This is a genomic window from Cellulomonas sp. S1-8 (assembly GCF_026184235.1).
GTDB lineage: Bacteria > Actinomycetota > Actinomycetes > Actinomycetales > Cellulomonadaceae > Cellulomonas.
Genome location: NZ_CP110806.1, coordinates 4,369,423 through 4,393,313 on the forward strand (window position 1 = coordinate 4,369,423; position 23,891 = coordinate 4,393,313).

At 73.4% G+C, this 23,891-nt stretch carries 26 protein-coding genes; 12 read left to right on the forward strand and 14 right to left on the reverse strand.

Annotation, left to right across the window (positions count from 1 at the left end; genetic code table 11):
• Positions 1–141 precede the first annotated feature (141 nt).
• Together OKX07_RS19695 and OKX07_RS19700 are read left to right on the forward strand one after the other, a co-directional pair.
• Positions 142–1,413, forward strand: a complete 1,272-nt coding sequence (locus tag OKX07_RS19695; RefSeq protein ID WP_265629695.1) for an ATP-binding protein — start codon at positions 142–144, stop codon at positions 1,411–1,413.
• Between the two features lie 326 nt (positions 1,414–1,739).
• A complete protein-coding gene (locus tag OKX07_RS19700) occupies positions 1,740–1,964 on the forward strand; it encodes a hypothetical protein (protein WP_265629696.1) in 225 nt (74 codons plus the stop codon).
• Here OKX07_RS19700 and OKX07_RS19705 read toward each other — a convergent pair.
• Positions 1,958–2,473, reverse strand: a complete 516-nt coding sequence (locus OKX07_RS19705) for a GNAT family N-acetyltransferase (protein WP_265629697.1) — start codon at positions 2,471–2,473, stop codon at positions 1,958–1,960. The two genes, OKX07_RS19700 and OKX07_RS19705, sit on opposite strands and share 7 nt — an antisense overlap.
• Positions 2,474–2,620: 147 nt before the next feature.
• Here OKX07_RS19705 and OKX07_RS19710 point away from each other — a divergent pair, with 147 nt between their 5' ends.
• A complete protein-coding gene (locus OKX07_RS19710; RefSeq protein WP_265629698.1) occupies positions 2,621–3,901 on the forward strand; it encodes an FAD-binding oxidoreductase in 1,281 nt (426 codons plus the stop codon).
• 87 nt (positions 3,902–3,988) lie between these two features.
• Here OKX07_RS19710 and OKX07_RS19715 read toward each other — a convergent pair whose 3' ends face one another.
• Positions 3,989–4,399, reverse strand: a complete 411-nt coding sequence (locus tag OKX07_RS19715; protein WP_265629699.1) for an SRPBCC family protein — start codon at positions 4,397–4,399, stop codon at positions 3,989–3,991.
• Between the two features lie 166 nt (positions 4,400–4,565).
• On the opposite strand from OKX07_RS19715, the gene OKX07_RS19720 reads away from it, so the two are divergent.
• Complete coding sequence (locus OKX07_RS19720; RefSeq protein ID WP_265629700.1) at positions 4,566–5,201, forward strand: VanZ family protein; 636 nt, start codon at positions 4,566–4,568, stop codon at positions 5,199–5,201.
• 12 nt (positions 5,202–5,213) lie between these two features.
• Here OKX07_RS19720 and OKX07_RS19725 read toward each other — a convergent pair whose 3' ends face one another.
• Positions 5,214–5,999, reverse strand: a complete 786-nt coding sequence (locus OKX07_RS19725) for an alpha/beta fold hydrolase (RefSeq protein ID WP_265629701.1) — start codon at positions 5,997–5,999, stop codon at positions 5,214–5,216.
• Entirely contained in the window at positions 5,999–7,522 is a 1,524-nt protein-coding gene (locus OKX07_RS19730; protein ID WP_265629702.1) for an alpha-N-arabinofuranosidase, read from the reverse strand. The genes OKX07_RS19725 and OKX07_RS19730 overlap by 1 nt, the downstream gene beginning before the upstream one ends.
• 275 nt (positions 7,523–7,797) lie before the next feature.
• Here OKX07_RS19730 and OKX07_RS19735 point away from each other — a divergent pair, with 275 nt between their 5' ends.
• On the forward strand, positions 7,798–8,799 hold the full coding sequence (locus OKX07_RS19735; protein ID WP_265629703.1) for a LacI family DNA-binding transcriptional regulator: 1,002 nt from the start codon (positions 7,798–7,800) through the stop codon (positions 8,797–8,799).
• Between the two features lie 91 nt (positions 8,800–8,890).
• On the opposite strand, the gene OKX07_RS19740 is transcribed toward OKX07_RS19735, so the two are convergent.
• Positions 8,891–9,319 (reverse strand): hypothetical protein, encoded by a 429-nt coding sequence (locus OKX07_RS19740; protein WP_265629704.1) that lies wholly within the window; start codon positions 9,317–9,319, stop codon positions 8,891–8,893.
• A gap of 145 nt (positions 9,320–9,464) precedes the next feature.
• On the opposite strand from OKX07_RS19740, the gene OKX07_RS19745 reads away from it, so the two are divergent.
• Entirely contained in the window at positions 9,465–10,592 is a 1,128-nt protein-coding gene (locus OKX07_RS19745) for an endo-1,4-beta-xylanase (protein ID WP_265629705.1), read from the forward strand.
• Between the two features lie 268 nt (positions 10,593–10,860).
• Here OKX07_RS19745 and OKX07_RS19750 read toward each other — a convergent pair whose 3' ends face one another.
• Positions 10,861–11,844: a hypothetical protein gene (locus OKX07_RS19750; protein WP_265629706.1), complete on the reverse strand. Its 984-nt coding sequence runs from the start codon at positions 11,842–11,844 to the stop codon at positions 10,861–10,863.
• Between the two features lie 133 nt (positions 11,845–11,977).
• On the opposite strand from OKX07_RS19750, the gene OKX07_RS19755 reads away from it, so the two are divergent.
• Positions 11,978–12,649: a TetR/AcrR family transcriptional regulator gene (locus OKX07_RS19755; RefSeq protein ID WP_265629707.1), complete on the forward strand. Its 672-nt coding sequence runs from the start codon at positions 11,978–11,980 to the stop codon at positions 12,647–12,649.
• 112 nt (positions 12,650–12,761) lie between these two features.
• Here the strand turns inward: OKX07_RS19755 and OKX07_RS19760 are convergent, their stop codons facing one another.
• On the reverse strand, positions 12,762–13,346 hold the full coding sequence (locus OKX07_RS19760) for a DinB family protein (protein WP_265629708.1): 585 nt from the start codon (positions 13,344–13,346) through the stop codon (positions 12,762–12,764).
• A gap of 39 nt (positions 13,347–13,385) precedes the next feature.
• Positions 13,386–13,943, reverse strand: a complete 558-nt coding sequence (locus tag OKX07_RS19765) for an RBBP9/YdeN family alpha/beta hydrolase (protein ID WP_265629709.1) — start codon at positions 13,941–13,943, stop codon at positions 13,386–13,388.
• Positions 13,944–14,228: 285 nt separating this feature from the next.
• Here OKX07_RS19765 and OKX07_RS19770 point away from each other — a divergent pair, with 285 nt between their 5' ends.
• Positions 14,229–14,651 (forward strand): DUF6653 family protein, encoded by a 423-nt coding sequence (locus OKX07_RS19770; protein ID WP_265629710.1) that lies wholly within the window; start codon positions 14,229–14,231, stop codon positions 14,649–14,651.
• A 22-nt stretch (positions 14,652–14,673) separates the two neighbouring features.
• Here OKX07_RS19770 and OKX07_RS19775 read toward each other — a convergent pair whose 3' ends face one another.
• Together OKX07_RS19775 and OKX07_RS19780 are read right to left on the reverse strand one after the other, a co-directional pair.
• A complete protein-coding gene (locus OKX07_RS19775; RefSeq protein WP_265629711.1) occupies positions 14,674–15,927 on the reverse strand; it encodes a PP2C family protein-serine/threonine phosphatase in 1,254 nt (417 codons plus the stop codon).
• 59 nt (positions 15,928–15,986) lie between these two features.
• The gene (locus OKX07_RS19780) at positions 15,987–17,144 is read right to left on the reverse strand and encodes a GH12 family glycosyl hydrolase domain-containing protein (RefSeq protein WP_265629712.1); all 1,158 of its coding nucleotides are present in this window, start codon (positions 17,142–17,144) and stop codon (positions 15,987–15,989) included.
• A 192-nt stretch (positions 17,145–17,336) separates the two neighbouring features.
• Between OKX07_RS19780 and OKX07_RS19785 the strand changes: the two genes are divergently transcribed.
• Positions 17,337–17,948, forward strand: coding sequence for a class I SAM-dependent methyltransferase (locus OKX07_RS19785; RefSeq protein WP_265629713.1), 612 nt, complete (start codon positions 17,337–17,339; stop codon positions 17,946–17,948).
• A gap of 49 nt (positions 17,949–17,997) precedes the next feature.
• Positions 17,998–18,471, forward strand: coding sequence for an ATP-binding protein (locus OKX07_RS19790; RefSeq protein WP_265629714.1), 474 nt, complete (start codon positions 17,998–18,000; stop codon positions 18,469–18,471).
• Positions 18,472–18,481: 10 nt separating this feature from the next.
• On the opposite strand, the gene OKX07_RS19795 is transcribed toward OKX07_RS19790, so the two are convergent.
• Positions 18,482–19,540 carry a magnesium and cobalt transport protein CorA gene (locus OKX07_RS19795; RefSeq protein WP_265629715.1) on the reverse strand — a complete coding sequence of 353 codons (1,059 nt, stop codon included), beginning with the start codon at positions 19,538–19,540 and terminating at the stop codon, positions 18,482–18,484.
• 423 nt (positions 19,541–19,963) lie between these two features.
• On the opposite strand from OKX07_RS19795, the gene OKX07_RS19800 reads away from it, so the two are divergent.
• Positions 19,964–20,107, forward strand: coding sequence for a hypothetical protein (locus tag OKX07_RS19800; protein WP_265629716.1), 144 nt, complete (start codon positions 19,964–19,966; stop codon positions 20,105–20,107).
• Positions 20,108–20,118: 11 nt separating this feature from the next.
• Positions 20,119–20,967: an alpha/beta hydrolase gene (locus tag OKX07_RS19805; RefSeq protein WP_265629717.1), complete on the forward strand. Its 849-nt coding sequence runs from the start codon at positions 20,119–20,121 to the stop codon at positions 20,965–20,967.
• 72 nt (positions 20,968–21,039) lie between these two features.
• Here the strand turns inward: OKX07_RS19805 and OKX07_RS19810 are convergent, their stop codons facing one another.
• The 3 genes from OKX07_RS19810 to OKX07_RS19820 are packed head-to-tail and all read right to left on the reverse strand — an operon-like array spanning position 21,040 to position 23,751.
• Positions 21,040–21,858, reverse strand: a complete 819-nt coding sequence (locus OKX07_RS19810; RefSeq protein WP_265629718.1) for an ABC transporter permease — start codon at positions 21,856–21,858, stop codon at positions 21,040–21,042.
• A 7-nt stretch (positions 21,859–21,865) separates the two neighbouring features.
• A complete protein-coding gene (locus OKX07_RS19815; RefSeq protein WP_265629719.1) occupies positions 21,866–22,684 on the reverse strand; it encodes an ABC transporter permease in 819 nt (272 codons plus the stop codon).
• Positions 22,681–23,751, reverse strand: a complete 1,071-nt coding sequence (locus OKX07_RS19820; protein WP_265629720.1) for an ABC transporter ATP-binding protein — start codon at positions 23,749–23,751, stop codon at positions 22,681–22,683. Before OKX07_RS19820 ends, OKX07_RS19815 begins: the two co-directional genes overlap by 4 nt.
• Positions 23,752–23,891: the final 140 nt, after the last annotated feature.

A 23,891-nucleotide genomic window follows, 5' to 3' on the forward strand; every position in this document is an offset into this window, starting at 1 on the left:
ACGATGGTCGCAGGGTCGCGCGTGGCGACCCCTCTGCAGGGCAGGAAGCCGTCCAGATGCATGACAGGAAGCCGTCCGTTTGTGAGAGAGAAACCCGTCCGTTTGTTAGATAGGAGCCCGTCCAGATGTTAGTTTGACACTATGGAGTACCGGCGGCGGGTCATCGACGGCGTCCTTGACGACCTCTTCGGGGCCCTCGCCGCGATCGCTCTCGAGGGTGCGAAGGGCGTCGGCAAGACGGCGACGGCGACGCAGCGCGCCGCAACGGTGCTTACTCTCACCGACCCCCGTCAACGAGAGGTGGTCGAGGCGGACCCGGACCTCGTCGTCACCGCGCCTCCGCCGGTGCTGGTGGACGAGTGGCAGCTCGTCCCGCCCGTGTGGGACCGCATCCGCCACGCGGTCGACGACGACGCCACCGGTAGCCGGTACCTGCTCACCGGATCAGCAGGTCCGGCCCCCGGCATCCGCATCCACTCGGGAGCCGGCCGGATCGTCAGCCTGCCCATGCGCCCACTCGCGTGGAGCGAGCGCGGGATCACCGACCCGACCGTGTCCCTCCGGGTGCTGCTGGCGGGTGGCAGCGCCACCGTCGAAGGACCTTCCCCCGTCGACCTCGCGACCTACACCGACGAGATCCTCCGATCGGGCTTCCCCGGAATCCGTGACCTGCCACCGCGAGCTCGACAGGTCCAGCTCGACAGCTACGTCGCGCGCATCGTCGACCGGGAGCTGCCCGAGAGCGGGGTCGCCGTACGTCGGCCACGAGCGCTGCGCGCCTGGCTGAGTGCCTACGGGGCCGCCACGGCGACGGACGCGGCCTGGTCGACGATCCTCGATGCCGCGACCGCCGGGGACGACGACAAACCCGCGCGCCAGACGGTCGACACCTACCGCGAGCACCTCGAGCGCATCTTCGTGCTGGACCCGTTGCCGGCGTGGACCCCGACCTTCGCACCTCTGCGGCGGCTCACGCGGACGCCCAAGCACCACCTGGTCGACCCGGCGATCGCCGCCCGCCTCGTCGGCGTCGGCGCCGACGGGCTGCTGCGCGGCGACGGGACTCGGGTCGCGACGCAGACCGGAACATGGCTGGGGGCGCTCTTCGAGTCGCTCGTGACCCAGAGCGTCCGGGTGTACGCGACCGCCGCCGACGCACACGTGGGACACCTGCGCACCAAGGGCACCGACCACGAGGTGGACCTCGTCGTCGAGGGCGCCGACCGGCGGGTGGTGGCGATCGAGGTCAAGCTCGCGGCGACCGTCTCCGACAACGACGTCCGGCACCTGCACTGGTTGGGCGAGCAGCTGGGCGACCGGGTGGCCGATCGCGTCGTCGTGACGACCGGGCCGTACGCCTACCGGCGGCCCGACGGGATCGCGGTGGTGCCGCTCGCCCTGCTCGGCCCCTGATCCGGCAGGTCGCGTGGCGGCATGGGGCCTTAACCAAGGGTTAACGCTCCCACTTCGTTGGCTCAGGTCACCGGCCGCTGCACAGCACCACCTCGAACCCCGGGCGGTCGGTCTGCCCGACCGCCTCGAACCCCACGACCGGTAGACGTCGTCGAGGTGCGGGTTCGACGCGCGGTGGTCGACCACCAGCCCGTGGACGTGCGGCGCGGGCGGGTCGTCGTCGCCCCGTGCTCGGGGTCCGCGGCCACGACGCGTGCGGCGTCCGGTTTGTCCTACCGGGTGGCTAGCATGGCGCCCGTCGCTGTTCCCCCTCTGGAAGGAACCCCGTGAAGAAGCGTGCCCTGAGCACCCTGATCGCCGCCGCCCTGGTCGCCGGGGCTGGCCTGTTCGCCGCACCCGCCGCCCAGGCCGCCGGCTCGTGGCACCTGATCCAGTGCTCGCCCATGAGCTACTGCAAGGAGAAGCGGCAGTGGTGGCAGGCCCGGGGCTACTGGGTGTCGCAGATGCGGGAGCCGTACCCCGGCGTCGGCAACTTCGACGTCTTCTACTGACCGGGCCCGCCTGAGGGCTCACCTGCCGCGGGGCGCTGCATGAGCACCACCGCGAAGCCGGGGCGATCGGTGACGTCGACCGCCTCGAACCCCCACGACCGGTAGACGTCGTCGAGGTGCGGGTTCGACGCGCGGTGGTCGAGCCGCAGCCACGTCGCCCCGGCTGCGCGCGCACGCGCGCCGACCCACTCGACCAGCGCACGCCCCAGGCCCGTGCCCGACGCACGCCGGTCGACCATCAGCCCGTGCACGTACAGCGCGGGCGGGTCGTCGTCGCCCCAGTACTCGGGGTCGGTGGCCACGACGCGCGCGGTGCCGAGCAGGCCGTCGGCATCGCGCACCACCCACCACTGCCCGTCGGCGACCTGCGCGGCGACGCGCTCGACGGGCAACGAGCCGACGGGCCACTGGTCGATGCCGCGCGCCGCCATCCAGTCCTCCAGCGACCGCCGCAGCGCGTGGATGGCGGGCACGTCGGCGGCGGTGGCCTGCTCGGGTCGGACGTCCACGGCACCCGACGGTACCGGGCGTCCGGCGCGCCGCCGCCCCAGGTGCCGGCCACGGCACGGGCCGAAGGTCCTACGACGCCGGATTCGCCCTGCCTAGCCTTGGCGGGCCTGCAGGGGGCAGGTGACGCGCCAGACGAAGGAGCCGCCATGCTCTCGAACCGTTCCCGCCCGGTCGTCGAGGCCACGTTGCCCGTGGTCGGCGAGCACATCGACGAGATCGCCACGCGCTTCTACGACCACATGTTCACCGAGCGCCCGGAGCTGCTCGACGGCCTGTTCAACCGTGGCAACCAGGCGTCCGGCACGCAGCGCCTCGCGCTCGCCGGGTCGATCGCGCACTTCGCTCAGGCGCTCGTGGCGACGCCCGAGCAGCTCCCCGAGCGGCTGCTGTCGCGGGTCGCGCACAAGCACGCGTCGCTCGGCCTGCGCGCCGACCAGTACGGGATCGTCCACGAGCACCTGATGTGGGCGATCGTCGACGTGCTCGGCGACGCGGTGACCCCCGAGGTCGCCGAGGCGTGGGACGAGGTGTACTGGCTGATGGCGTACGCCCTGATCCACCAGGAGCGCGGCCTGTACAGCGCCCGCGGCGTGAGCCCCGAGACGGTGTGGCGGGACTGGGAGGTCGTCGAGCGGCGCGACGAGACGAGCGACGTCGTGACGTTCGTCGTGCGCCGGGCGGACCGCCGCTCGGTGCGCACGTCGCTACCCGGGCAGTACGTGTCCGTGCAGGTCACGATGCCGGACGGGACGCGCCAGCCGCGGCAGTACAGCCTGACGCGTGCCGACGACGGCGAGCACCGCCAGTTCTCCGTGAAGCGCGTGCGCGGCGGTGACGCGCCCGACGGCGAGGTGTCGAACCTGCTGTGCGACTCCGTGCGCGTCGGGGACCACCTCACGCTGTCGGTGCCGTTCGGTGACGTCGTGCTCGACGAGTCCGGCCGGCCCGTCGTGCTCGTCAGCGCCGGCATCGGCATCACGCCGATGGCCGGGATGCTGTCGCACCTGGTCGCGGCCGGGTCGGACCTGTCCGTCACGCTGCTGCACGCGGACGGCGACGAGCAGTCGTTCGCGTTGCGGCACCAGGTGCTCGCGGACGTGCGGGCCCTGCCGGGCGGGCGCGCCTACGCCTGGTACGAGCGCGGCGAGGGCGACGGAGTGGGCCTCGACGGCACGTTCTCCGGCTGGCTCGACGTCGACGACGTCGAGCTGACCCCGGGCGCGGCGTACCACCTGTGCGGCCCGATCCCGTTCCTGCGTGCGGTGCGCGAACAGCTGCTGGCCCGTGGCGTCCCCGCCCGCGACGTCCAGTACGAGGTCTTCGGGCCGGACCTGTGGCAGGCGGACGCCGTCACGGAGCCGTCGCCGGACGCCGGGCCCGCGTCCCCCGAGGGGCGTCACTCGACGGCGAGCACCCTCACGGGCTGACCGGGGGCGAGGAGCCCTCGACGACGTCACCCGCGGGGGATCAGTCGAAGGCGAGGGTCTCGACGGGCTGACCCGTCACCCTGGCGATCACCGCGAAGTCCTTGTCTCCAGCACGTCCCGCAGCCGCGCGAGGTCCGCACGCACCAGGCCCTCGTCGCGTGCGAGCTCGGCGTCCGACATGCCCGGCGCGCGGCGCAGCGTGAACACCACGTCGCACGCGTCGGGCCCGTCCGCGACGGCCCGCAGCGGTACGTGCACGACCGTGCCCGTCGGGGTCACGACCTCGTGGTCGAGGACCCCGAAGTCGTTGCGCGGCGCGAACGTCACACGCGCGCGACCCTCCGCCGTCACGACGAACCACTGCCCGTCGACCTCCTCGACCTGCGTCCCGAGGCCCGGCGCCCAGCGCGGCAGGTTCGCCGGGTCGGACGCGAACGCGTAGACGTCCGCGACGGGACGCGCGATCCGGACGCCGAGGTGCAGGGTGTCGATGCTCACGCGCCGGATGCTGCCACCCGGTGCCGACACCAGCCCGGCGGTCGCGGCGGCGGCCGCCGGTCATCCCGCGGACGGACCCACGGACCACCACGACGACCCCGGGGGCGGATCCGCCGGGCGCCCGCCCCGACCTACCGTCGGTGGGCCGGCGACCGTCGGCCCACCGGTGCACTCACCGGGGCTCGACCAGGGGCAGGTGCGGATGTCGGTGTGGCTCGAGGCGCTGTGGCGGCAGACCCCGTACCTCCCCGCCGGCATGGTCGTCACCTCCCTGGTGGTGGCCCTGATCGCGCTTCCCCTCGCGCGCCGCACGCGGCTCCCCGTGACCGGCGTCGTCGTGTGGCTCGTCGCCCTGGGCGTGGTCGCCTCCCTCACGCTGACGCCGCGGACGGCGCTGCGCCCGGTCACCGAACGCGTCTGCGCGCTCGACTCCTGGGCCCCGCTCGACCTGCACAGCGTCCTGGTGCTCGACCAGCGTGCCGCCAACGTCGCGCTGCTCGTCCCGCTCGCGCTGCTGTGCGCGCTGCCCCGCGACCGGCGGCTGCTGGGCGCCGCGCTCGGGTTCGCGGTCGCGCTGCCGTTCGTCGTCGAGGGCGTGCAGTACGCCCTGCCCGGGCTGGCGCGCGTGTGCGACTCGAACGACCTGGTGGACAACCTGCTCGGCGTCGCGTTGGGGGCGGCGACCGGGCTCGTCGTGCGGGCCGTGTCCCCACCGCGGCCGGGGTCGGGCCGGCGCGACGTGCCGCGCGAGGACCGACCGCGCCACGACGTCCCGCACGACCCGACCCCCGTCGGGCGCTGAGCCGAGCGCCGCTCAGCCGCCCGCGGCGTGCTCCGCGAGGAACGCGTCGACCGCGGCGTGGTACTCCAGCGGCCGGTCGCGCCGGACGCAGTGCCCCGCGCCGGCCACGACGACCGTCCGCACGAGCGGGTTGTCGAACCCGTCGGGTCGGGGTGCCATCGGGGCGTCCGGGGGCACGACGAGGAGCGTCGGGACCGCGAGCGCGTCGAACGCCTCCTCCCAGGCCGCGTCGCCGAGGAACAGGCCCTCGCGCAGGTACTCGGGGTCGACGAACGGCCGGCTGTCCGCCCACGCGTCGATCTCGGTGTGGCTCCACGGGGTCTCGCGGCGCATGCGCGCGACCTCCGCGTCACGGTCGGTGATCGCGGCCTGCGTCCCGCCGAGGAGCATCGCGGAGAACCCCGGCTCGGGTCGGCGCGCGCCCGTCGGCCTGGCGGGGTCCTCGACGACCAGCGCCCGGACCCGGTCCGGCCGCGCGAGTGCCGCCCGCAGGGCGAGCAGCCCGCCGAGGGAGTGCCCGATCAGCGCGACCGGCGCCGGCTGGGCGTCGAGCAGCGCGACGACGTCGGCGAGCATGACCTCCGGTGCGTCGGGCAGCTGGTCGGGGGTGAAGCGCGGGGAGGACCCGTGGCCGCGCAGGTCGGGCGCGAGGACGTCGTAGGTGCCGCCCCAGTGCGCGAGGAGGTCGGGCCACGTGGTGCCCGAGTCCGTGACGCCGTGCAGCAGCACGACCGTCGGGGACGCGGGGTTGCCGGAGCGGTGGACGGTCAGCGGCTCGACGGCCGCGGTCCCGGCCATCAGACGAGCACCAGGCTGATCGTCGTGTACGACCGCGCGGGCAGGTCGACCTCGAGGCCGAGGGGGTGCGGGCGGATCCCGTCGTGCGGGACGGGCGCGACCGCGTCGGGGTGCTCGGCGGTGTTGTGCGTCTGGATCGTCGGGGCGGTGAGGACCCGTCCCTCGAACCCGGACACGGCGCGTCCCCGCAGGTCCAGGACCAGCGAGGTCGGGGTGTCGGCGTCGAGGTTCGACAGGGACACCAGCGCGGTGCCGTCCTTGGTCGAGGCCGACATCGACAGCAGCGGCACGGCCGTCCCGTCCGTCTGGCGCGTCGGGATCTCGCCCTTGACGTGCACGGCGAGCGCGGACGCGTCGTGGTGGCCGGTGTTCATCTCGAACACGTGGTAGGTCGGCGTCAGGACGAGCGCACCGGACTCGGGGTCCGTGAGGATCATCGCCTGCAGCACGTTGACGGTCTGCGCGATGTTCGCCATCGAGACGCGCTGGGCGTACCGGTGGAAGATGTCGAAGTGCACGCTCGCGACGAGCGCGTCGCGCAGGGTGTTCTGCTGGTACAGGAACCCCGGGTTGGTGCCCTCCTCGACGGTCCACCACGTGCCCCACTCGTCGATGACGAGGCCGATGCGCTGCTCGGGGTCGTAGGCGTCCATGACGTTGGCGTGGCCGCGGAGGATCTCGCCCATGCGGTGAGCGCGTCGCATGGTGACGTACCAGTCGTCGACGTCGAAGTCCGTCGCGTGGCCCTTGACGCTCCAGTCGCCGGACATCGTGTAGTAGTGCATCGAGATGGCCTGGAAGAAGCCCCGCGGGTCGCACCCGCAGCCCAGCTTCTGCGACACCTTCATGAGCGCCTCGGTCCACGCGTAGTCGTCCGAGTTGGCGCCCGCGGCGATCTTGTAGAGGGTGTTGCCGCCGTGGTTGCGCACGTACGTCGCGTACTGGCGGGCCAGGTCCGCGTAGTGCTCGCCGGTCATGTTGCCGCCGCAGCCCCACGGCTCGTTGCCGAGGCCGAAGTACGGGAGCTTCCAGGGCTCGTCGCGCCCGTTGGCACGACGCAGCGCAGCCATCGGGGAGTCGTCGCCGCGCGTGACGTACTCGACCCACTCGCTCATCTCACGGACGGTCCCCGAGCCCACGTTGCCGGTGATGTACGGCTCGGTGCCGAGCATCTCGCACAGGTCCATGAACTCGTGGGTGCCGAAGGAGTTGTCCTCGACGACGTCGCCCCAGTGGGAGTTGACCATGCGGGGGCGCTGGTCGCGCGGGCCGATGCCGTCGCGCCAGTGGTAGTCGTCGGCGAAGCACCCGCCGGGCCAGCGCAGGTTCGGGATCTGCAGCGCCCGCAGCGCCTCGACGACGTCGGTGCGGATGCCCCGCACGTTCGGGACGGGTGAGTCCTCGCCCACCCAGAAGCCGCCGTAGATGCAGCGGCCCAGGTGCTCGGCGAAGTGGCCGTAGACGTGGCGGCTGATCGTCGGTCCGGGCAGGTCGAGGTCGATGACGGCGGTCAGGGAAGACACGCAGGTCCCTCCAGTGGTCGGTGCCCGGGCGTCGACGTCGGCGTCGGCGTCCTGGGCGAGCAGGCCGTGAGCGGTGGTCCGTCGTGCGACGACGGCCGTGCTGCCGCGGGCGGCGGGCGGTGGTCGGCAGACCGATCCACCGGACGAAACCTCTTCATCGAGTCCTCGTGTTTATCGTTACAAGCGGCGCAACCCGACCTTTGGCCACAGATACGCAGAAGTCAAGCCCCCCAAAGCAACGATTGCTTAACGCCGAGATCCGTAAGGTATCGGCCATGCCCACACTCAAGGACGTCGCCAGGGCATCGGGCGTCTCGGTCATGACCGTGTCCAACGTCGTCAACGGACGACCCCGCGTGAGCGAGGCGACGCGTCGCCGCGTCCTGGCCGCGGTCGACGAGCTGGGCTACCAGGTCAACCTCACCGCACGCAGCCTGCGGGCCGGCCGCAGCGGCACGATCGCGCTGTCCATCCCCCGCGCCGACCACCCGTACTTCGGTGAGCTCGCCGCCGCCGCTGCCGACGCCATGCGCCCCAGCGGCCGCCACCTCGTCGTCGAGCAGACCGGCGCCAGCCGCGAGGGCGAGCTCAGCGCACTGTCGCAGGCGCGCCTGCAGATGTACGACGGCGTCCTGCTGTCCGTCGTCGGCCTGCAGGACGCCGAGGTCGCGCGCCTGCAGAGCGACCTGCCCCTCGTGCTGCTCGGCGAGAAGCCCATGCCCACGCGCCTCGACCACGTCATCCTCGGCAACGTCGAGGGCGCCCGGCTCGCCACCGCGTACCTGATCGAGCGGGGCGCGCGGCGCATCGCGATCGCCGGCGGCACCGTCGACCCCACCGACCAGGGCATGGTCGGCATGCGCACCGCCGGGTGGCGGGCCGCGCACGTCGCAGCCGGGCTCGCGGTCGACGACCGCCTCGTCCTGCCGCCCGCCCACTTCGAGATGGCCGAGAGCCGCGAACGCGTCCGCGCCGCCGTCGCCGGCGGTCTGCAGCTCGACGGCGTCTTCGCGGTCACCGACCAGGTCGCCATCGGCGTCATGGCCGGCCTGCGCGACTGCGGGCTGCGGATCCCCGAGGACGTGCAGGTCGTCGGCTTCGACGACCTGGCCGTCAGCGCACACCTGTGGCCGGGCCTGACGACCGTCGACCCGCGCAAGGACCTCGTCGTCACCGAGGCGCTGCGCCTGCTGGAGCGCCGCATGTCCGGCGTCGAGGCCGAGGCGGAGCACCAGGTCATGCCGGTCCGCCTGAAGGTCCGCGGCACCACCCTCTAGGCGCGGTGCCCACCGCGAGCGCGGGGGAAACGGCTCGAGTGCGGGGGAAACGACCCCCGCACTCGTGACGGTTGCCCCGCACTCGTGAGGCTCAGGAGCAGTAGTCGCAGTGGCCCGTGCCGGGCAGGGTCATCGAGCACGTCGGGCAGAGCGGGGCGACGCGCTCCGGCTCTGCTGCACGGCGCGGGACGGCGGCGGTGGTGCGGCGGGCGCGGGGCGTCGTGGAGCGGGCAGCACGCGGGGCGGTGCGGGTCGTCGGGACGGGCGCGCCGACCTCGAAACCCCGCTTGCGCAGGATCGACGCGGCCGCCGGCAGGCTCCCGCCGAGGTCGTCGGCCGTCGCCAGCCGGCCCGTCGCGTAGCGGTGCGCGACGCCGACGACGGCCGGCAGGTCGTACTCGCGACCCTCGTGCTGCAGCGTCCACTCCACCGACGGGAGGAACCCGTACACGGCGAGGAAGTCGTGCCCGCCTCGGCGGTCGTACTCCTCGATCGCCTGGAGGACATGCTGACGCGTCACTGAGGAGAAGGTGGCCACAGTCACGAGTTTACGGCGCCCGGCAGGCGGCGGACGCGGGACGGGGTGACGGGTGCTCCCCGAGGGGCCCGAACGCCGGTGATGCGGACCCGCGCCCGGCGGTCGGCGGGCCGTACGATCCGGCGTCATGAGAGCAACGAGGCTCGTCCGCAGCGGGGCCGCGCTGAGCGCCGCCGCCGCGCTCGCCGTCGGCGGCTGCACGGCTGCCGCCGACCCGTCCCCCACGCCGACGCCCACCCCCGCCGCCACGCCCGACGTCGCGCTGCGCGACCTGCCCCGCGAGGGCCTGGCCGTCGGCGTCGCGGTCGCCGGCGGCGGGCACCACGCCGCGAGCGGCTACCCGGACCCGTTCGGCGAGGACGAGGCCTACCGCGACGTCATCGCCGAGCAGTTCTCCTCCGTGACCCACGAGAACCAGCTCAAGTGGGAGTTCCTGCGGCCCACGCGTGAGGAGTTCCGGTTCGAGGGCGCGGACGCGGTGATCGACTTCGCGGAGGCGAACGGTCAGCAGGTGCGCGGCCACACGCTGCTGTGGCACTCGCAGAACCCGCGCTGGCTCACGACCGGCACGTTCACGGACGACGAGCTGCGGGGGCTCCTGCAGGAGCACATCACGACGGTCGTCGGGCGGTACGAGGGCCGGATCGTGCACTGGGACGTCGCCAACGAGATCTTCGACGACAAGGGCGTGCTGCGCACCGAGGAGAACCCGTTCCTCGCGCGGTTCGGCACCGCGATCGTCGCCGACGCGCTGCGCTGGGCGCACGAGGCCGACCCCGACGCCGTCCTGTACCTCAACGACTTCAACGTCGAGTCCGTCGGCCCCAAGTCCGACGCGTACCTCGCGCTCGCGACCGAGCTGCTCGCGGCCGGGGCGCCCCTCCACGGGTTCGGCGTGCAGGGCCACCTGTCGACGCAGTACCCGTTCCCCGACGACCTCGAGACCAACCTGCGGCGCTTCACCGACCTGGGCCTGGAGGTCGCGATCACCGAGCTCGACGTCCGGGTCCCCGTCGACGCCGCGGGCCGCGCCGAGCCCGACGACGTCGAGAAGCAGGTCGACTACTACGGTCGCGCCGTCGACGCGTGCGTCGCCGTCGAGCGCTGCACGTCCCTCACGCTGTGGGGCGTGACGGACCGCTACTCGTGGGTCCCGGCCTGGTCCCCCGGCGAGGGTGCGGCCACCGTCCTGGACGAGGACCTGGCCGTCAAGCCCGCATTCACCGCCGTCGCCGACGCGCTGCGAGGCCCGTGACGGGGTGAGTCAGGCCTGCGACGCCCCGAGCTCGTCGTCCGCTCGCCGCGCCACCGCTGCCAGGCGACGGCCAGCAGCCTCGGTCCTCCGGACATGGGCGCGCGCGTGCCACGACGGTCGGCCCGGGCCGTGACGAGCAGCGTCACGGCCCCCACGACGACCAGGACCACGCCCCCCGGCAGCCCGCTCGCACCGTCCGGGTCGGTGTGCGCCGCACCGTGCGCGAGGACGACGTCGGACGCCGCCGTGAGCAGCCGCGCCGGGGGCGTCACAGCCGCAGCACCTGAGCGACGGCGGGCGCCTCCGCCAGGTGGATCGTGTGCGTCGTCGCGATGTGCATCCAGGCGTTGCCGGTGCGCAGCGTCGTGACGGCTTTGACGACGCCCCAGAAGGTCAGCTGCACGAACCAGGCGAGCGAGAGCGCGACCTGCGCGGGCGTGTCCCACGCGAGGAACGCCTCCGTGACGTTGAGCAGCGCGTAGACCAGACCTGTCAGGACGGCAGCGGCCGGCCAGCTCCGCGTCAGGACGGCGATCCGCGGCGCGACGATCGACTGCGTCGTCACCATGATGGGCAGGAACGACCCGAGCGTGAACAGGACGAGCGTCGCGAGGTGCGCCACGGCCGACGTCGTCCAGTACGCGGGCGTGACGACGGGCAGATAGCTCAGCAGACCGACGACCACGAAGTACGGCACCCACACCCGCGGGCGTCCGAAGCGCAGCAGCAGGCTGTCGGCGTCGTAACGCAGGACGTACCGGAACACGAGGTACGGGACGGCGCCGAGCAGCACGGCGTTGTAGGCGCACCAGGCGAGCGTCGACATCGCGGTCTGCTCGTCCCAGATCGCCTGCGCGCCGGGGCTCAGGCCGACGAACGCGAGGTGCGTGCTGATGCCGATCCGCGCCCCGACGACCAGGACCAGGCCGCACCACACCAGCATGCCGCCGAGCTCGAGGCCGGGCCGCCGGAACGTCGGGCCGTGGCGGTGGTCGACGACCGGCCGGTCGCGGGCGAGGTGGAAGAGGATCGCGAGGGCGACCACCGCCCAGAGCGCGCCGCTGAAGTACCACAGCGGCTCCTGCTCGCTCAGTGGCAGCACGGAGCGGTCGGTCTGCAGGATCCAGGCGGTGGCGGCGAGCCAGACGACGGCGAAGCCGAGCGTCCAGGGCGAGGTGAGGAGCTCGTGGGCGGGACCGGGGCGGTGAGCAGCGGCCGTGGGGTCGTGGCGCGGGTCGAGGGCGGTCGTCATGGGGAACCTCCTGAGGCGACGGGTGCACCGTATTGTTAGCACCGCTCGCACTGCGAGCACAAGACGCTCTTTCCTCCCAGGGCGACTCCCAGCGGTGCACTAGCCTCGGCTCCGGACGCGGAAGGGGACACGGGTGGCCGACGACGAGGGCCGACGCGCCCGCCTGCGGCGCGAGACGGTCACGAGCATCAAGGCCGCCGCGTGGACGCAGGTGCGCGAGCTCGGGGCGGCTGCCCTCTCGCTGCGTGCCGTCGCCCGGTCGGTCGGCCTGAGCTCGCCCGGCCTCTACCGCTACTACGCGAGCCGGGACGACCTGCTCACCGACCTGGTCGCCGACGCCTACGACGACCTCGCGCGTGCACTCGAACAGGCTCGCGACCAGGCCGGGGCCGCCCTGCGTGACCGCCTGCGCGCCGCGATGGTCGCCTACCGCGACTGGGCGGTCGACCACCCCGCCGAGTGGTCGCTCATCTTCGGCACCCCCGTCCCCGCGTACACGGCACCCGTCGAGGGACGCACCACGGCCGCCGCCCGCCGGTTCGGAGCGGTCCTGCTGACCCTGCTGCACGAGGCCACGTCACCGGCCGGGGACGTCCCCGCGCCCGGCACGACGCCCGACCCGCCCGACTTCCCGGACGACCTGTACCGGCAGGCCGCCCGGCTGTGGGCCCGCCTGCACGGCGTCCTCGCCCTTGGGCTGCACGGCCACTTCTTCCCCGCCGTCCGGTCGCCCGAGCAGGTCCGCGCCCTCTACCTCGCCGAGGTGGACGACGCCCTGCGCGACCTCCTCGGGCCGGGACGGTGACGGAGCCTGTGCCCGAGCACGACGCCACCTGGACGAGGCCGACCTGACGGTGGACCGGCTGCGGCTCGACCGACAGGCGGGTCCGCAGCCCATGACCGCCCGGCGGACGCCGTCAGCGCCGGGCCACCTCCCGCGCGGCCTGCTCGATGCGCTCCCGGTACGCCGCCCACTCCTGCGGGCTGCGGCTCGGCACGTTCGGGTCACCGGCGACCATCCCGGCCCGCCCGTCGAGCTGCTCGCGCAGGACGTCGGCGTGCCCGGCGTGGCGAGCGACCTCCGCCAGCAGGTGGACGAGCACCTGGTGCAGCGTCACGCGCCGGCGCTCACCCCACCACGGGACGTCGCCGACGGCGTCCAGGGGCAACGCGTCGACCGTCGCGTCGGCGTGCTCGGCCGAGTGCTGCCACAGGTCGAGGACCGACGCGCGGCTCTCGTCCGCCGGGACCCACAGGTCGGCGTCCGGCTCCGCGTCGTCGGCGTACCAGGGCAGGTCGCGCGGGCTCGGACGTCCGAAGACCTCGCCGAGGTAGCCGACCTGGACGGATCCGACGTGCTTGACGAGGCCCAGCAGGTTGGTGCCCGTCCCGGTGAGCGGACGGCGCGCGTCGTACTCGTCGAGCCCCTCGAGCTTGTCGAGGAGGCCCTCCCGCTGGCGCCGCAGGTACCGGTGCAGCGTGGCCTTCGCGTCCGTGTCCATGACGACCACCGTGCCACCGGGCACAGACCCCAGCAACGCTCAGCCGACGAGCCGGTCGAGCAGCTCGAACGTCTCGAACGGCTGGTCCCAGTCCCCGAAGTGCCCCTCGTCCCGCACGACGAGGGTGCCGCCGAGGCGGTCGAACATCGCCCGTCCCTGCGCGGCGTCGCACCCGTACGGGTCCGTCACGGAGTTGACGAGGACGAGGTCGCCCGCGTGCGCACGGATCCGGTCCCAGTCGTACGTGTCCTGCAGGACGGGCTCGGCGGAGTCGTTGGGCGGTGTGCAGTAGCCGGCGACGAGCACGGACCGGGCGACGGGCCCGTCGAGGTGCTCGAGCAGCGCCAGCAGCAGCGCCGCGCCTGCCGAGTGGCCGACCAGCACCGTGCGGGCGTCGAACGTGTGCGCGGCGAGCACGCGCGGCAGCATCGCGGCGACGGGCTCGTCGTTGATCGTCGGGTACGCGGGCCGCTCGACCGCGTAGCCGCGGGCCGTCAGCCGTCCGTCGAGCCACGGCAGCCACGCGACGTCCGGGGTCCCGCCCGTGCCGTGGAAGAGGATCGCGCGTCGCACGTCGGCCCCGCTGCTCGTCGTCATGGGGGAATCCTGTCGCACCCGTCCGACACGAGGAGCGGCGGGCTACGCCCACGCTGCCGCGACGCGCAGGCACGCGTCCTGGACGGCCGGGTCGACGAGGAGCACGAGCCGGTGGTCGTGGTCGCTGTCCTGGACGCGCAGGTTCCCACCCGCGGCCGCCCGGGGGCGTCTGCCGCGCGCCCCGAGGTGGTGGGCGGACGCGTCATGGGGGCATGCTGCCGAGGAGCGCCCGGCGCGGTCGGACCGGGGCCGTCGGGGGCAGCCGGGGCCGGCAGGAGGCAGACGATGGCGGACTGGCGGAAGGTCGAGCGCGCGGTGTTCGCACGGCACAGCAACCCGTGGAGCGCCTGGACGAGGTGGGCGACCGCACCGCTGCTCCTCGTCCCCGTGTGGCGCCGCAGCGGGCGCGACGCCGTGCTGGTCGGCGCCTGGATGGCGGTCAACCCGGTGGTGTTCGGCCCACCCGCGCACGACCGGGCGTGGGCGACCCGGGCCGTGCTCGGTGAGGAGCTGTGGATCGCCGAGCGACCCATGGACACCGCGATGGCCGTCGACGTCGCCGCGACAGCCGCGGGGCTCGTCGCGCTGCTCTCCGCCCACCGCCACCGCGCGGTGCCGACCGCGACAGCCACGGTGGTGGCGATGGGGCTGCTGATGGCCTACTGGGAGCTGATGGCCCGCTACTACGCCCGGAGCCGCGGACGCTGAGGAGCGCGCGGACGCGCTCGCGCTACCCCCGGGTGTCCGCGCCCGCGCGGGTCTGCCGGCGCGTCGAACCGCCGTGCCAGTCGAGGATCAGCAGCGCCGCGTCGTCCTTGATGGCGTCCCCGACGATGTCGAGGAACTCCCGCGAGAGCTCCTGGGAGACGTTCCGCGGGTGGTCGTCGGCGGTGGTGCGCAGGAACGCCGAGAGGTCGAGGCTCGCGGCGCTGCGCTCGAACATGCCGTCGGTCATGAGCAGCAGCCGGTCCCCGGGTCGCAGCTCGAGGTCCTGGCCCCCGTAGGTGCCCGAGCCGACGCCGAGGGGCGGCCCGTCCGCCGGCGCGACCGCCGTGACGTCACGGCCGCGCAGCAGCAGACCGCCCGGGTGACCGGCGTTGATCACGCGCATCCGGACGCTGCCCTCCGGGCCCGCCGACGGCTCGTCGGCCCGTGCGGCGGCCAGGTCGATCTCGAGCAGGATGCCCGTCACGAACTGGCCCGGGTCGGCGTAGCCGGTGAGCGCGTCGTGCGCGTGCTGCGCCTGCTCGGCCAGGCTCGCACCCCCTCGACGCGCGTTGCGCAGCGCGTTCACCGTGAGCGTCGCGAGCATCGCCGCGGTCAGGTCGTGCCCGACCGCGTCCGTCAGCGACGCGGTCAGCCGGTCGGTCGAGGCCACGTAGTCGAACGTGTCCCCGCCGGCGCTGGCGGACGGCTCGATCCACCCGGACAACGTGAACGACCCGCCCTCGCAGACGAACCCCGGGGGCAGCAGCCGGCGCTGCACCTCCCGCGTCAACGTGAAGTCGGTGGACCGCATGGCCGTCTCGTACACGTCGGTGTGACGCTGGCTCGCGATCAGCACGTACCCCAGCAGGTGCGCGACGGAACCGAGCAGGGCGCCGACCTCGTCGTCGAGGCGCCGGGCGCCGGCGTCGTCCGCGTCGGCGGGCTGCCAGTGCGTGTCCGACGGCAGGTCCACGGCCAGCACGCCGAGCGCGTCCCCACGCACCGTCACCGGCACGTACACGTGGGGGTCGTCCGTGACCATCTGCTGCTCGCGCCACGCCTGGCCCGGTCCGGTGCCCTGCAGCGCGACGCCGCTGTCGTCGTCCTCGATGTCGATCAGCCGGTTGCCCGCCGCGTCGGAGATGAAGAACCGCACCCCGCCGGCGTCGAGCATGCGGACGAGCTCGTCACCGACGGCCTCGACGGCGTGCGCGGGCGCCGCGTCCTCCGCGGCGGTCAGCAGGGCCCCCAGGTCCGTCCCGTGTCGGTGCTTCACGTCTTCAGCATGGCGGGCGCGCCCCGGTACAGCACGTCCAGCGGCGCACCCGGTCCGGGTCAGCCGCCGCAGGGCCGTCCCGCGACCGTCGCGCCGGTGACGTCGAACGGCTGCCCGGCTGCCAGCCGGCCGAGGAACCCGATCTGCACCGTGCCGCCCGGGGCGACGTGCGCGTTCCACGCGGTGCTGCGGAACGTCAGCCCACCGTCGCCGGCGAGCACCGTCGCGTTCCACGCCTGGCTCACGCTCTGCCCGGGACGTTCCGGGAGCACGAGCGTCCAGCCGTCCCAGGCGTCGGGCCCGGTGTTGCGCAGCGTGATGCTGCCCTGGAACCCGTCGGGCCACCGGTTGACGACGGTCGACTCGACGACGCACCCGGGGGTGGGCGTCGGTGTGGGTGTCGGTGTGGGTGTCGGTGTGGGTGTCGGTGTGGGCGTCACCTCCGGGGCGACGGCGTACCGGAAGTCGTCGACCGACAGCCCGACCACGTCGCTCCACACCTCGAAGCCGGCCTGGACGTTGGTGAGGTACCACTCCTCCTCCATGTAGCCGCGGGTGATCGCGTCGGACGTGAAGTCGGAGAAGACGAGGTCGACCGACCGCGTCGGCGTCGTCCGCACGTAGGAGATGACGTTCCAGCCGGAGGTGCCGAACCAGACGTCCCACGTCGCGCCCGCGAGCGCCACGGTGTCGACGCGCACGCCGACGGGCTGCACCCCGCCGACGTGCTCCAGCCAGATCATCAGCTCGGCACCGGTCTGCTGGCCGTCGGTGCGCGGCGTGGGGTCGAACCAGGCGTCGTAGGCGACGTTGTAGATGCCGAGGTCCTCGGGGACGGACACGTCGAGGCCGGTGGTGATGCTCGGGTAGCGGGGGTCGGTCATCGCCATCGGCAGGCCGCTGTCGCGCGTGCACCGCGCCCAGTGGCAGCCGGCGAAGATGTCGGGGTAGGCGGCCGGCGCGCCCGTGGGCGGCTTGTCGTGCGCCTCCGACTCGATCGTGAAGCCGCCGTCGCGGGCCGTCACGCACTGCGGGGTGTCGGCACCCCACACCTGGTTGGAGACGAGGAACCGGTCGTCCGAGACCATCGTGTACTCGTACTTGCCGCACAGCAGGGTCGGCGCTGCGGGGGCCGCCGCGGCGACGAGCGGCGCCCCGGCGACCGCGCCCGCCGCGAGCACGGCGGCCAGGAGCAGGGAGCGGGTGGGCTGGCGCACGAGGCTCTCCCGACGTCGAGGGCGGCAGGACGTCTGCCGATGCCAGGACATCGCGCCGCCGTCGAGCGGGCCAGGCGGTGAATCCCTTCGGTGCCCGTGCGGGCGTGTCCGGTGCTCGTGCGATCGTCGTCGGGCTTGACGCGCGGGCGTCGTGCCCCGACGTTGGTGCACGTGCCGTCCCCACGACGACCCGTGTTCGCCCGGGTCTACGACCGCATGGCGCCCTCGATGGACCGGCAGGGCGCCGCCGCTCACCGCCACCGGCTGCTCGCCGGCCTCGTCGGTGAGGTCGTGGAGGTCGGCGCGGGCGGGGGCGCGAACTTCGCCCACTACCCGGACGGGGTGGTCAGCGTCCTCGCCCTGGAGCCCGAGCCGTACCTGCGTGACCGCGCAGCGCAGCGAGCCGACGGCGCGCGGACGAGGGTCCGGGTCGTCGACGCGACCGCCGAGCAGATCCCGGTCGCCGACGGGTCGGCCGACTGCGTGGTCGCGTGCCTCGTGCTGTGCTCGGTCGCCGACCAGGCCACCGCCCTGCGCGAGATGTTCCGGGTGCTGCGGCCGGGCGGGCAGCTGCGGTTCTACGAGCACGTCGCGGCCACCGGCGGCCCGCTGCGGACGGTGCAACGCATCGTCGACGCCACGGTCTGGCCCCTCGTCGCCGGTGGCTGCCACACCGGACGCGACACCCTCGCGGCGATCCGGGCGGCGGGGTTCGTCGTCGGGGCGACGGACCGGTTCGACCTCCCCTCCAGGTACGCCTCACCGGCCGCGCCGCACGTCCTCGGCCACGCCGTTCGGCCCTGACCCGGACCGCCCGCAGGCGCACCCGCCCTCGCTCACCTACCGTCGAGCCGTGACCACATCGTCTGACCCCCACTCGGACGAGAACGCCACCCCCGACGCCGGGCTGCGGTCCGCGCACCCGCCCGAGCGCTTCGTCCTCGTCCGCCGCTGGGTGCTGGACACCGGCGGCGAGCTCAGCGGCCTGCGGCAGGAGCTGCGGGAGGAGATCAACACCCGCGACTCGGCACGCTCCGACCGGCTCCTGGACGGCGTCGCGCACGACCTGGTGCTCGTGGCCTCCGAGATCGCGACGAACGCCATCCGCCACGGCCGGCCGCCCACCATCGTCGAGCTGCTCCAGGACGACGACCGCTTCCTGCTGACGGTCGCCGACCACGACCTGGGCAGCGAGCCCCGCATCGTCGGCGACCGTCCCCCGGGCGAGGGCGGCTTCGGGCTCCAGATCGCCCGGCGGCTGTCCCGCGACGTCGGGTGGTACCGCACCGACACGGTGAAGGTGATCTGGGCCGAGATCGGCGGTTAGACCGCCGGGGTCAGAGCCAGCGTCGGTGCTTGAAGACGAGGTAGAGCCCGACCCCCATGGCGACCATGGCGCCGATGGCCATCGGGTAGCCCAGACGCCACCCGAGCTCGGGCATGTGGACGAAGTTCATCCCGTAGATCGTGCCGATCAGCGTCGGGGCGAACAGGATCGCCGCCCAGGACGAGATCTTCTTGACCTCCTCGTTCTGCGCCAGGCCGGTCTCGGACAGCCGCCGGGTCTCCTCGTTCTGGACCAGGCTGGCCTCGGACAGCCGCCGCATCTCCTCGTTCTGCGCCTGGGTCACCAGGGTCGAGTGCACGGTGAGGGCGTTCTCGAGCAGCACCTGGAACGAGTCCGCGCGGTCGCTGATGCGCAGCGCGTGGTCGAGGACGTCCCGCAGCGCGCGCTGCAGCTCGACGTCGACGTGGTACTTGTCGGCACCGCGCTGCAGGGCGTCCAGCATGTCGCGCAGCGGTCCGGTGGCCCGCTGGAAGGCGATGACCTCGCGCAGGAGCTCGTAGATGCGCCGGGACACCGCGGGGTCGCCCTCGAACAGCTGGTCCTGGATCTCGTCGATGTCGTTCTCGAGCCCGGCGACGACCGGGGCGTAGCCGTCGACGACCTCGTCGAAGACCGCGTAGAGGATCGCCTCCGGGCCCATGGCCAGCAGCTCGGGGCTGGCCTCGAGACGGCGGCGGACCGCACCGAGGTCGGGGTTCGCGGCGTGCCGGACCGTCACGACGAACTCCGGCCCGATGAACAGGTGGACCTCGCCGAACTCGACGCGCTCCTCCTCGTCGAGGTACCAGGCGGGACGCAGGACGACGAACAGGGTGTCGCCGAAGCGTTCGAGCTTCGCGCGCTGGTGGCCCTTGAGCGCGTCCTCGACCGCCAGCGGGTGCAGGTCGAACTCCGCGGCGACCGAGTGGACCTCGGCCGCGTCGGGCCGGAACAGCCCGATCCACGCCATCCCGCCGCACTCGCGGAGCAGCTCGTAGGTCTCCTCGAGGGTGCGGGGGGACTCCGTCCGGCGACCGCCGACGTAGATGCCGTTGTCCACGAGCGTCATCTGCTGCTCCGTTCCGTGCCGCCTGCCCGACCGTAGGCGCGTCCGCCCCCCGCCGCACACCGCGGCGACCGCGGGGCAACCTACCCCGAAGCCCGCCACCCCACTCACGGTCCCCCGCCCGCGCCCCCCATCCCCCGTCCCCCACCCCGCCGACCGGAACCCCGCTCCCGTTCTGCTCGCTCGGACGGTGACCGGTGTTCCGCTGGCGGACGGGTCCGTGCGCCGAGCGGAACACCGGTCATCTCGTGCTGGCGTGGCGGGGTCGTGAGACGGGAGCATGGGCAGGCGAGCGCTCGACGACCGGTGCCGACCGAGGCATGCCGCACGGCCGAACAGTGGTGATGGCGGCCACAAAACTCCCGCGCCGACCTGGCCGCGATCGACGTCCCCACCCTCGTCATCCACGGCGACGACGACCAGATCGTGCCGTTCGCGGTCGGCGGGAAGCGCTCGGCGGAGCTCGTCGCCGGGGCCACGTCGATCGTCTACCCGGGCTGCGGCCACGCCCTGCCCGACACCGACCGGCAGCGTCTGCACACGGACCTGCTCGCCTTCATCGACGCCTGAGGAGAACCGCCATGACGCAGACCGCCCCCGACACCGTCGTCCTCGTCCACGGCCTGTGGATGACGCCCCGCAGCTGGGAGGGCTGGATCTCCCACTACGAGGCCAAGGGGTTCCGGGTGCTCGCGCCCGCCTACCCGGGGTTCGAGATCGAGGTGGAGGCGCTCCGGGAGGACCCGGACGTCATCGCGCGGCTCACCGTCCCCGGGACGGTCGACCACCTCGCCGCCGTGGTCGAGTCCGTCGACACGCCGCCGATCATCATCGGGCACTCCTTCGGGGGCACGCTGACCCAGCTGCTGCTCGCCCGGGGTCTCGGCTCCGCCGGGGTGGTCGTCAACTCGGCGCCCACCGAGGGGGTGCGGGTCAACCCGGTGTCCCAGGCCCGCGCGCTGTTCCCGGCGCTGAAGAGCCCCGCCAACCGCAAGCGCGCCGTGGGCTTCACCCCGGAGGAGTTCCACTACGCGTTCACCAACACCCTGACCGCGGAGGAGTCGCTGCGCGTGTGGGAGCGGTACGCCATCGCGGCGCCGGGGCACTGGGTCTTCGAGTACGGCCTCATCGCCAACTTCAAGCCGGGCCACCAGGAGACCTGGGTGGACTACGACGCGGACCGGGCTCCCCTGCTGTTCCTCGCCGGCGAGGTGGACCACATCATGCCGCCGTCGGTCAACAGGTCGAACGCGCGCCACTACCACCGCTCGCCTGCCGTGACGGAGTTCCGCGAGCTCGAGGGGCGCGACCACTGGACGTGCGCCGCCCCGGGCTGGGAGCAGGTCGCGGACCTCGCCCTGGACTGGGCGCTGGACCACGCGCGGACGGACCGCCCGTGGACGACGGCGCGGAGCCAGCAGGAGGCGTGAAGCAGGAAGTGTGAAGCGTTGTTGCCGGATCCCGGCAACAACGCTTCACACTTTCGCCACGGGGGCGTGCGGTTACGTGCCCGTGCTGGCGTAGCGGTCGAGCTGGTGGCGCCACACCCGGTACGCGGCCGCGAAGCAGACCAGCCCGACGAGCGGCACGAGCCACGCCGCCGCCGACGTCACCGACAGCCCGCCGTCCCGGTCGAGGACCGCGTCGGCCGGGACGTACGCGATGAAGGCGATCGGCAGCACCCAGGTGAGCACCCACTGCAGCGCCCCGGAGAAGACGGACAGGGGGTAGGAGGCGAAGCTGAGGATGACGTTGTCGGCGAAGAACCGGGCCGGCCACACCTCCACGGTGCGGAAGCTCGCGGCGGTGATCGTCACCTGCACGGCGCCCTCGATGAGCGCGCCGCCGATGATCGCGAGCGTCACGTAGAGGACGGTCAGCGGCGTCCACGTGACCTCCGCGATGCTCGAGGCGTACGCGAAGACGGCCAGCGCGATGAGGGCGTCACCGAAGGAGTTCACCGTGACGCGGCTCGTCAGCAGCTGGAGGAACGGGTGCAGGGGCCGCAGCAGGAAGCGGTCGAACGACCCGTCGCGGATCATGTCCTCCTGGTACCAGAGCACCTGGAGCGGGATGTTGTAGAGGGCGTGCGCCATCAGGCGCAGGCCGTAGAGGAGGGCGACCTCGCGGAAGGTCCAGCCGCCGATCTCCGGGTACTGGCTCAGGACCACGGCGATGAACGCGAACCCGCTGCCCTGGTACGCCACCCCCATGACGACCATGAGCACCAGGTTGCCGCGGTACTGCGCGGCGCTGCGCCCCGCGGCCCCGAGCAGGGCGCGGCACACCCGGGCCGTCTCGACCACGCCCGTCCCCGTCATCGGCTCCTCACCCGCCCTGCACGACGACGCGCCGCCGCGCCCGCCGCCACACGAACGACGCCGTCGCACCGAGGACGACGATCCACAGCAGCTGCAGCCCGAGCGCGGCCAGGGCGTCGGTCCCCTCGACGCGGCCGAGGTACAGGGAGATCGGGACGGCCGCCGTCGCCGGGAACGGCGTCAGCAGGGCGAGCGTCCGCAGCGCGTCGGGGAAGGCCTCCACGGGTACGAAGACGCCCGAGAAGAACGACGCGACCAGCGAGTACAGCATCGCCATCCCGTTGACCTCGGTCGTCCAGAACGCGACGAGCGCGAGCAGGGCCGCGAGCAGCCCGGCCACGGTGAGCCCGAGCAGCAGCGAGACGACGAAGAGCAGACCGGCGTCCCACCCCGCCGGCGGGGTCAGCCGGCCGACGAGGGCGACGAGCGGCAGGGCGAGCACCACCATCGCCGACGCCGACGCGCACGCCCCGACCAGGTGGGCGCCCAGCTGCGGCACGTACCCGACGGGCCGCACCAGGTCGAACACGACCGACCCCTCGCGGACCCGCTCGCGCACCCAGCCGGACACGGTCTGGGTCGGGAAGCACCAGACGATGAGGTTCGCGAGCGTGATGGACACGAGGACCTCGTCGAGCGACAGCGGCAGGACGTCGGCGCGCGACCGGAACAGCGCCTCCCACACCTGACGGAGCACGAACACCTGCGTGACGGTGATCCCGAGCAGCCAGAGCATCGAGGCCCGGTAGGCGTAGGCCGTCGCGAACCGCAGGCGCACGACGTGCGCCAGCGCCGGCAGCTGGTCGGCGACGGCGGGGCGGGTCACGCGTCCCCCGCGGCGAGGGGGGTGGCCGCGACCTGCTCCCCGTGGCCCCGGTACAGCTCGCGGACGACGCCCTCGAGGTCGGGCTCCCGCAGGGACACGTCGGCCAGGCGGCGGCGCTGGGCGAGGCCGGCGATGAGGTCGGACGCCGCGACCCGGCCCGTCGGGAAGCGGACGAGCTGCGCGCCGGGCTCGTCGCGGACCCCGAGCGCGTCGGGCGCGAGCTCGGCACCCAGGCCGGCGAGGTCGGCGTCGACCAGCGGGGGCTCGCCCTCCGCGAGGCGCACGACGAGCCCGCGGTGCGGCGCGTACCGGGACTTCAGCGCCTCGACGTCACCGTCGTACAGGACGCGCCCGTGGTCGATGAGCACCACGCGCGGGCAGAGGCGCTCGACGTCGGCCAGGTCGTGCGTCGTGAGCACCACGGTCGTGCCGTGCTCCCGGTTGACGTCCGCGATGAACTCCCGCATGACCTCCTTGGCCACGACGTCGAGGCCGATCGTCGGCTCGTCGAGGTACAGCACGGCGGGACGGTAGATCATCGCGGCGGCCAGGTCGCCGCGCATGCGCTGCCCCAGGCTGAGCTGCCGGACGGGACGGCCGAGGAAGTCGCCCAGCTGGAGCAGGTCGGTGAAGCGGGCGAGCTCGCGACGGTAGTCCGCGGGTGCCATCCGGTACATCGTCGCGACGAGGTCGAGCGAGTCGCGCAGCGGGAGGTCCCACCACAGCTGGGTGCGCTGACCGAACACCACGCCGATCTGACGGGCGTTGCGCTCGCGCTCGCGCCACGGCACGACGCCGTTGACGCGGACCTCGCCGGAGGTCGGCACGAGGATGCCCGTCATCATCTTGATCGTCGTCGACTTGCCCGCGCCGTTCGGGCCGAGGTAGCCGACGACCTCCCCGCGTGCGACGTCGAGCGAGATGCCGTCGACGGCGACGGTGGTCTCCGTCTTCCGCGTCAGCAGGGTCCGCAGGCCCGCGAACCGGCCGTGCTGCGGCTGCGGGCGCGAGAAGGTCTTGCCGACGTCGCGCAGCTCGATCACGGGGCTCTCCGCGGGGCTCTCCACCGGGCGCACGCTAGTGGGGGGCGTGCGGCGACGGCGACCGCTTTGCGTCGGGCCCGCAGGCCCAGAGGGCGACGTCAGGCGCGCGACGCGGCCACGTCACCCGTGCGACGCTCGACCCTGACCGACGCCGCCGCGGCGCA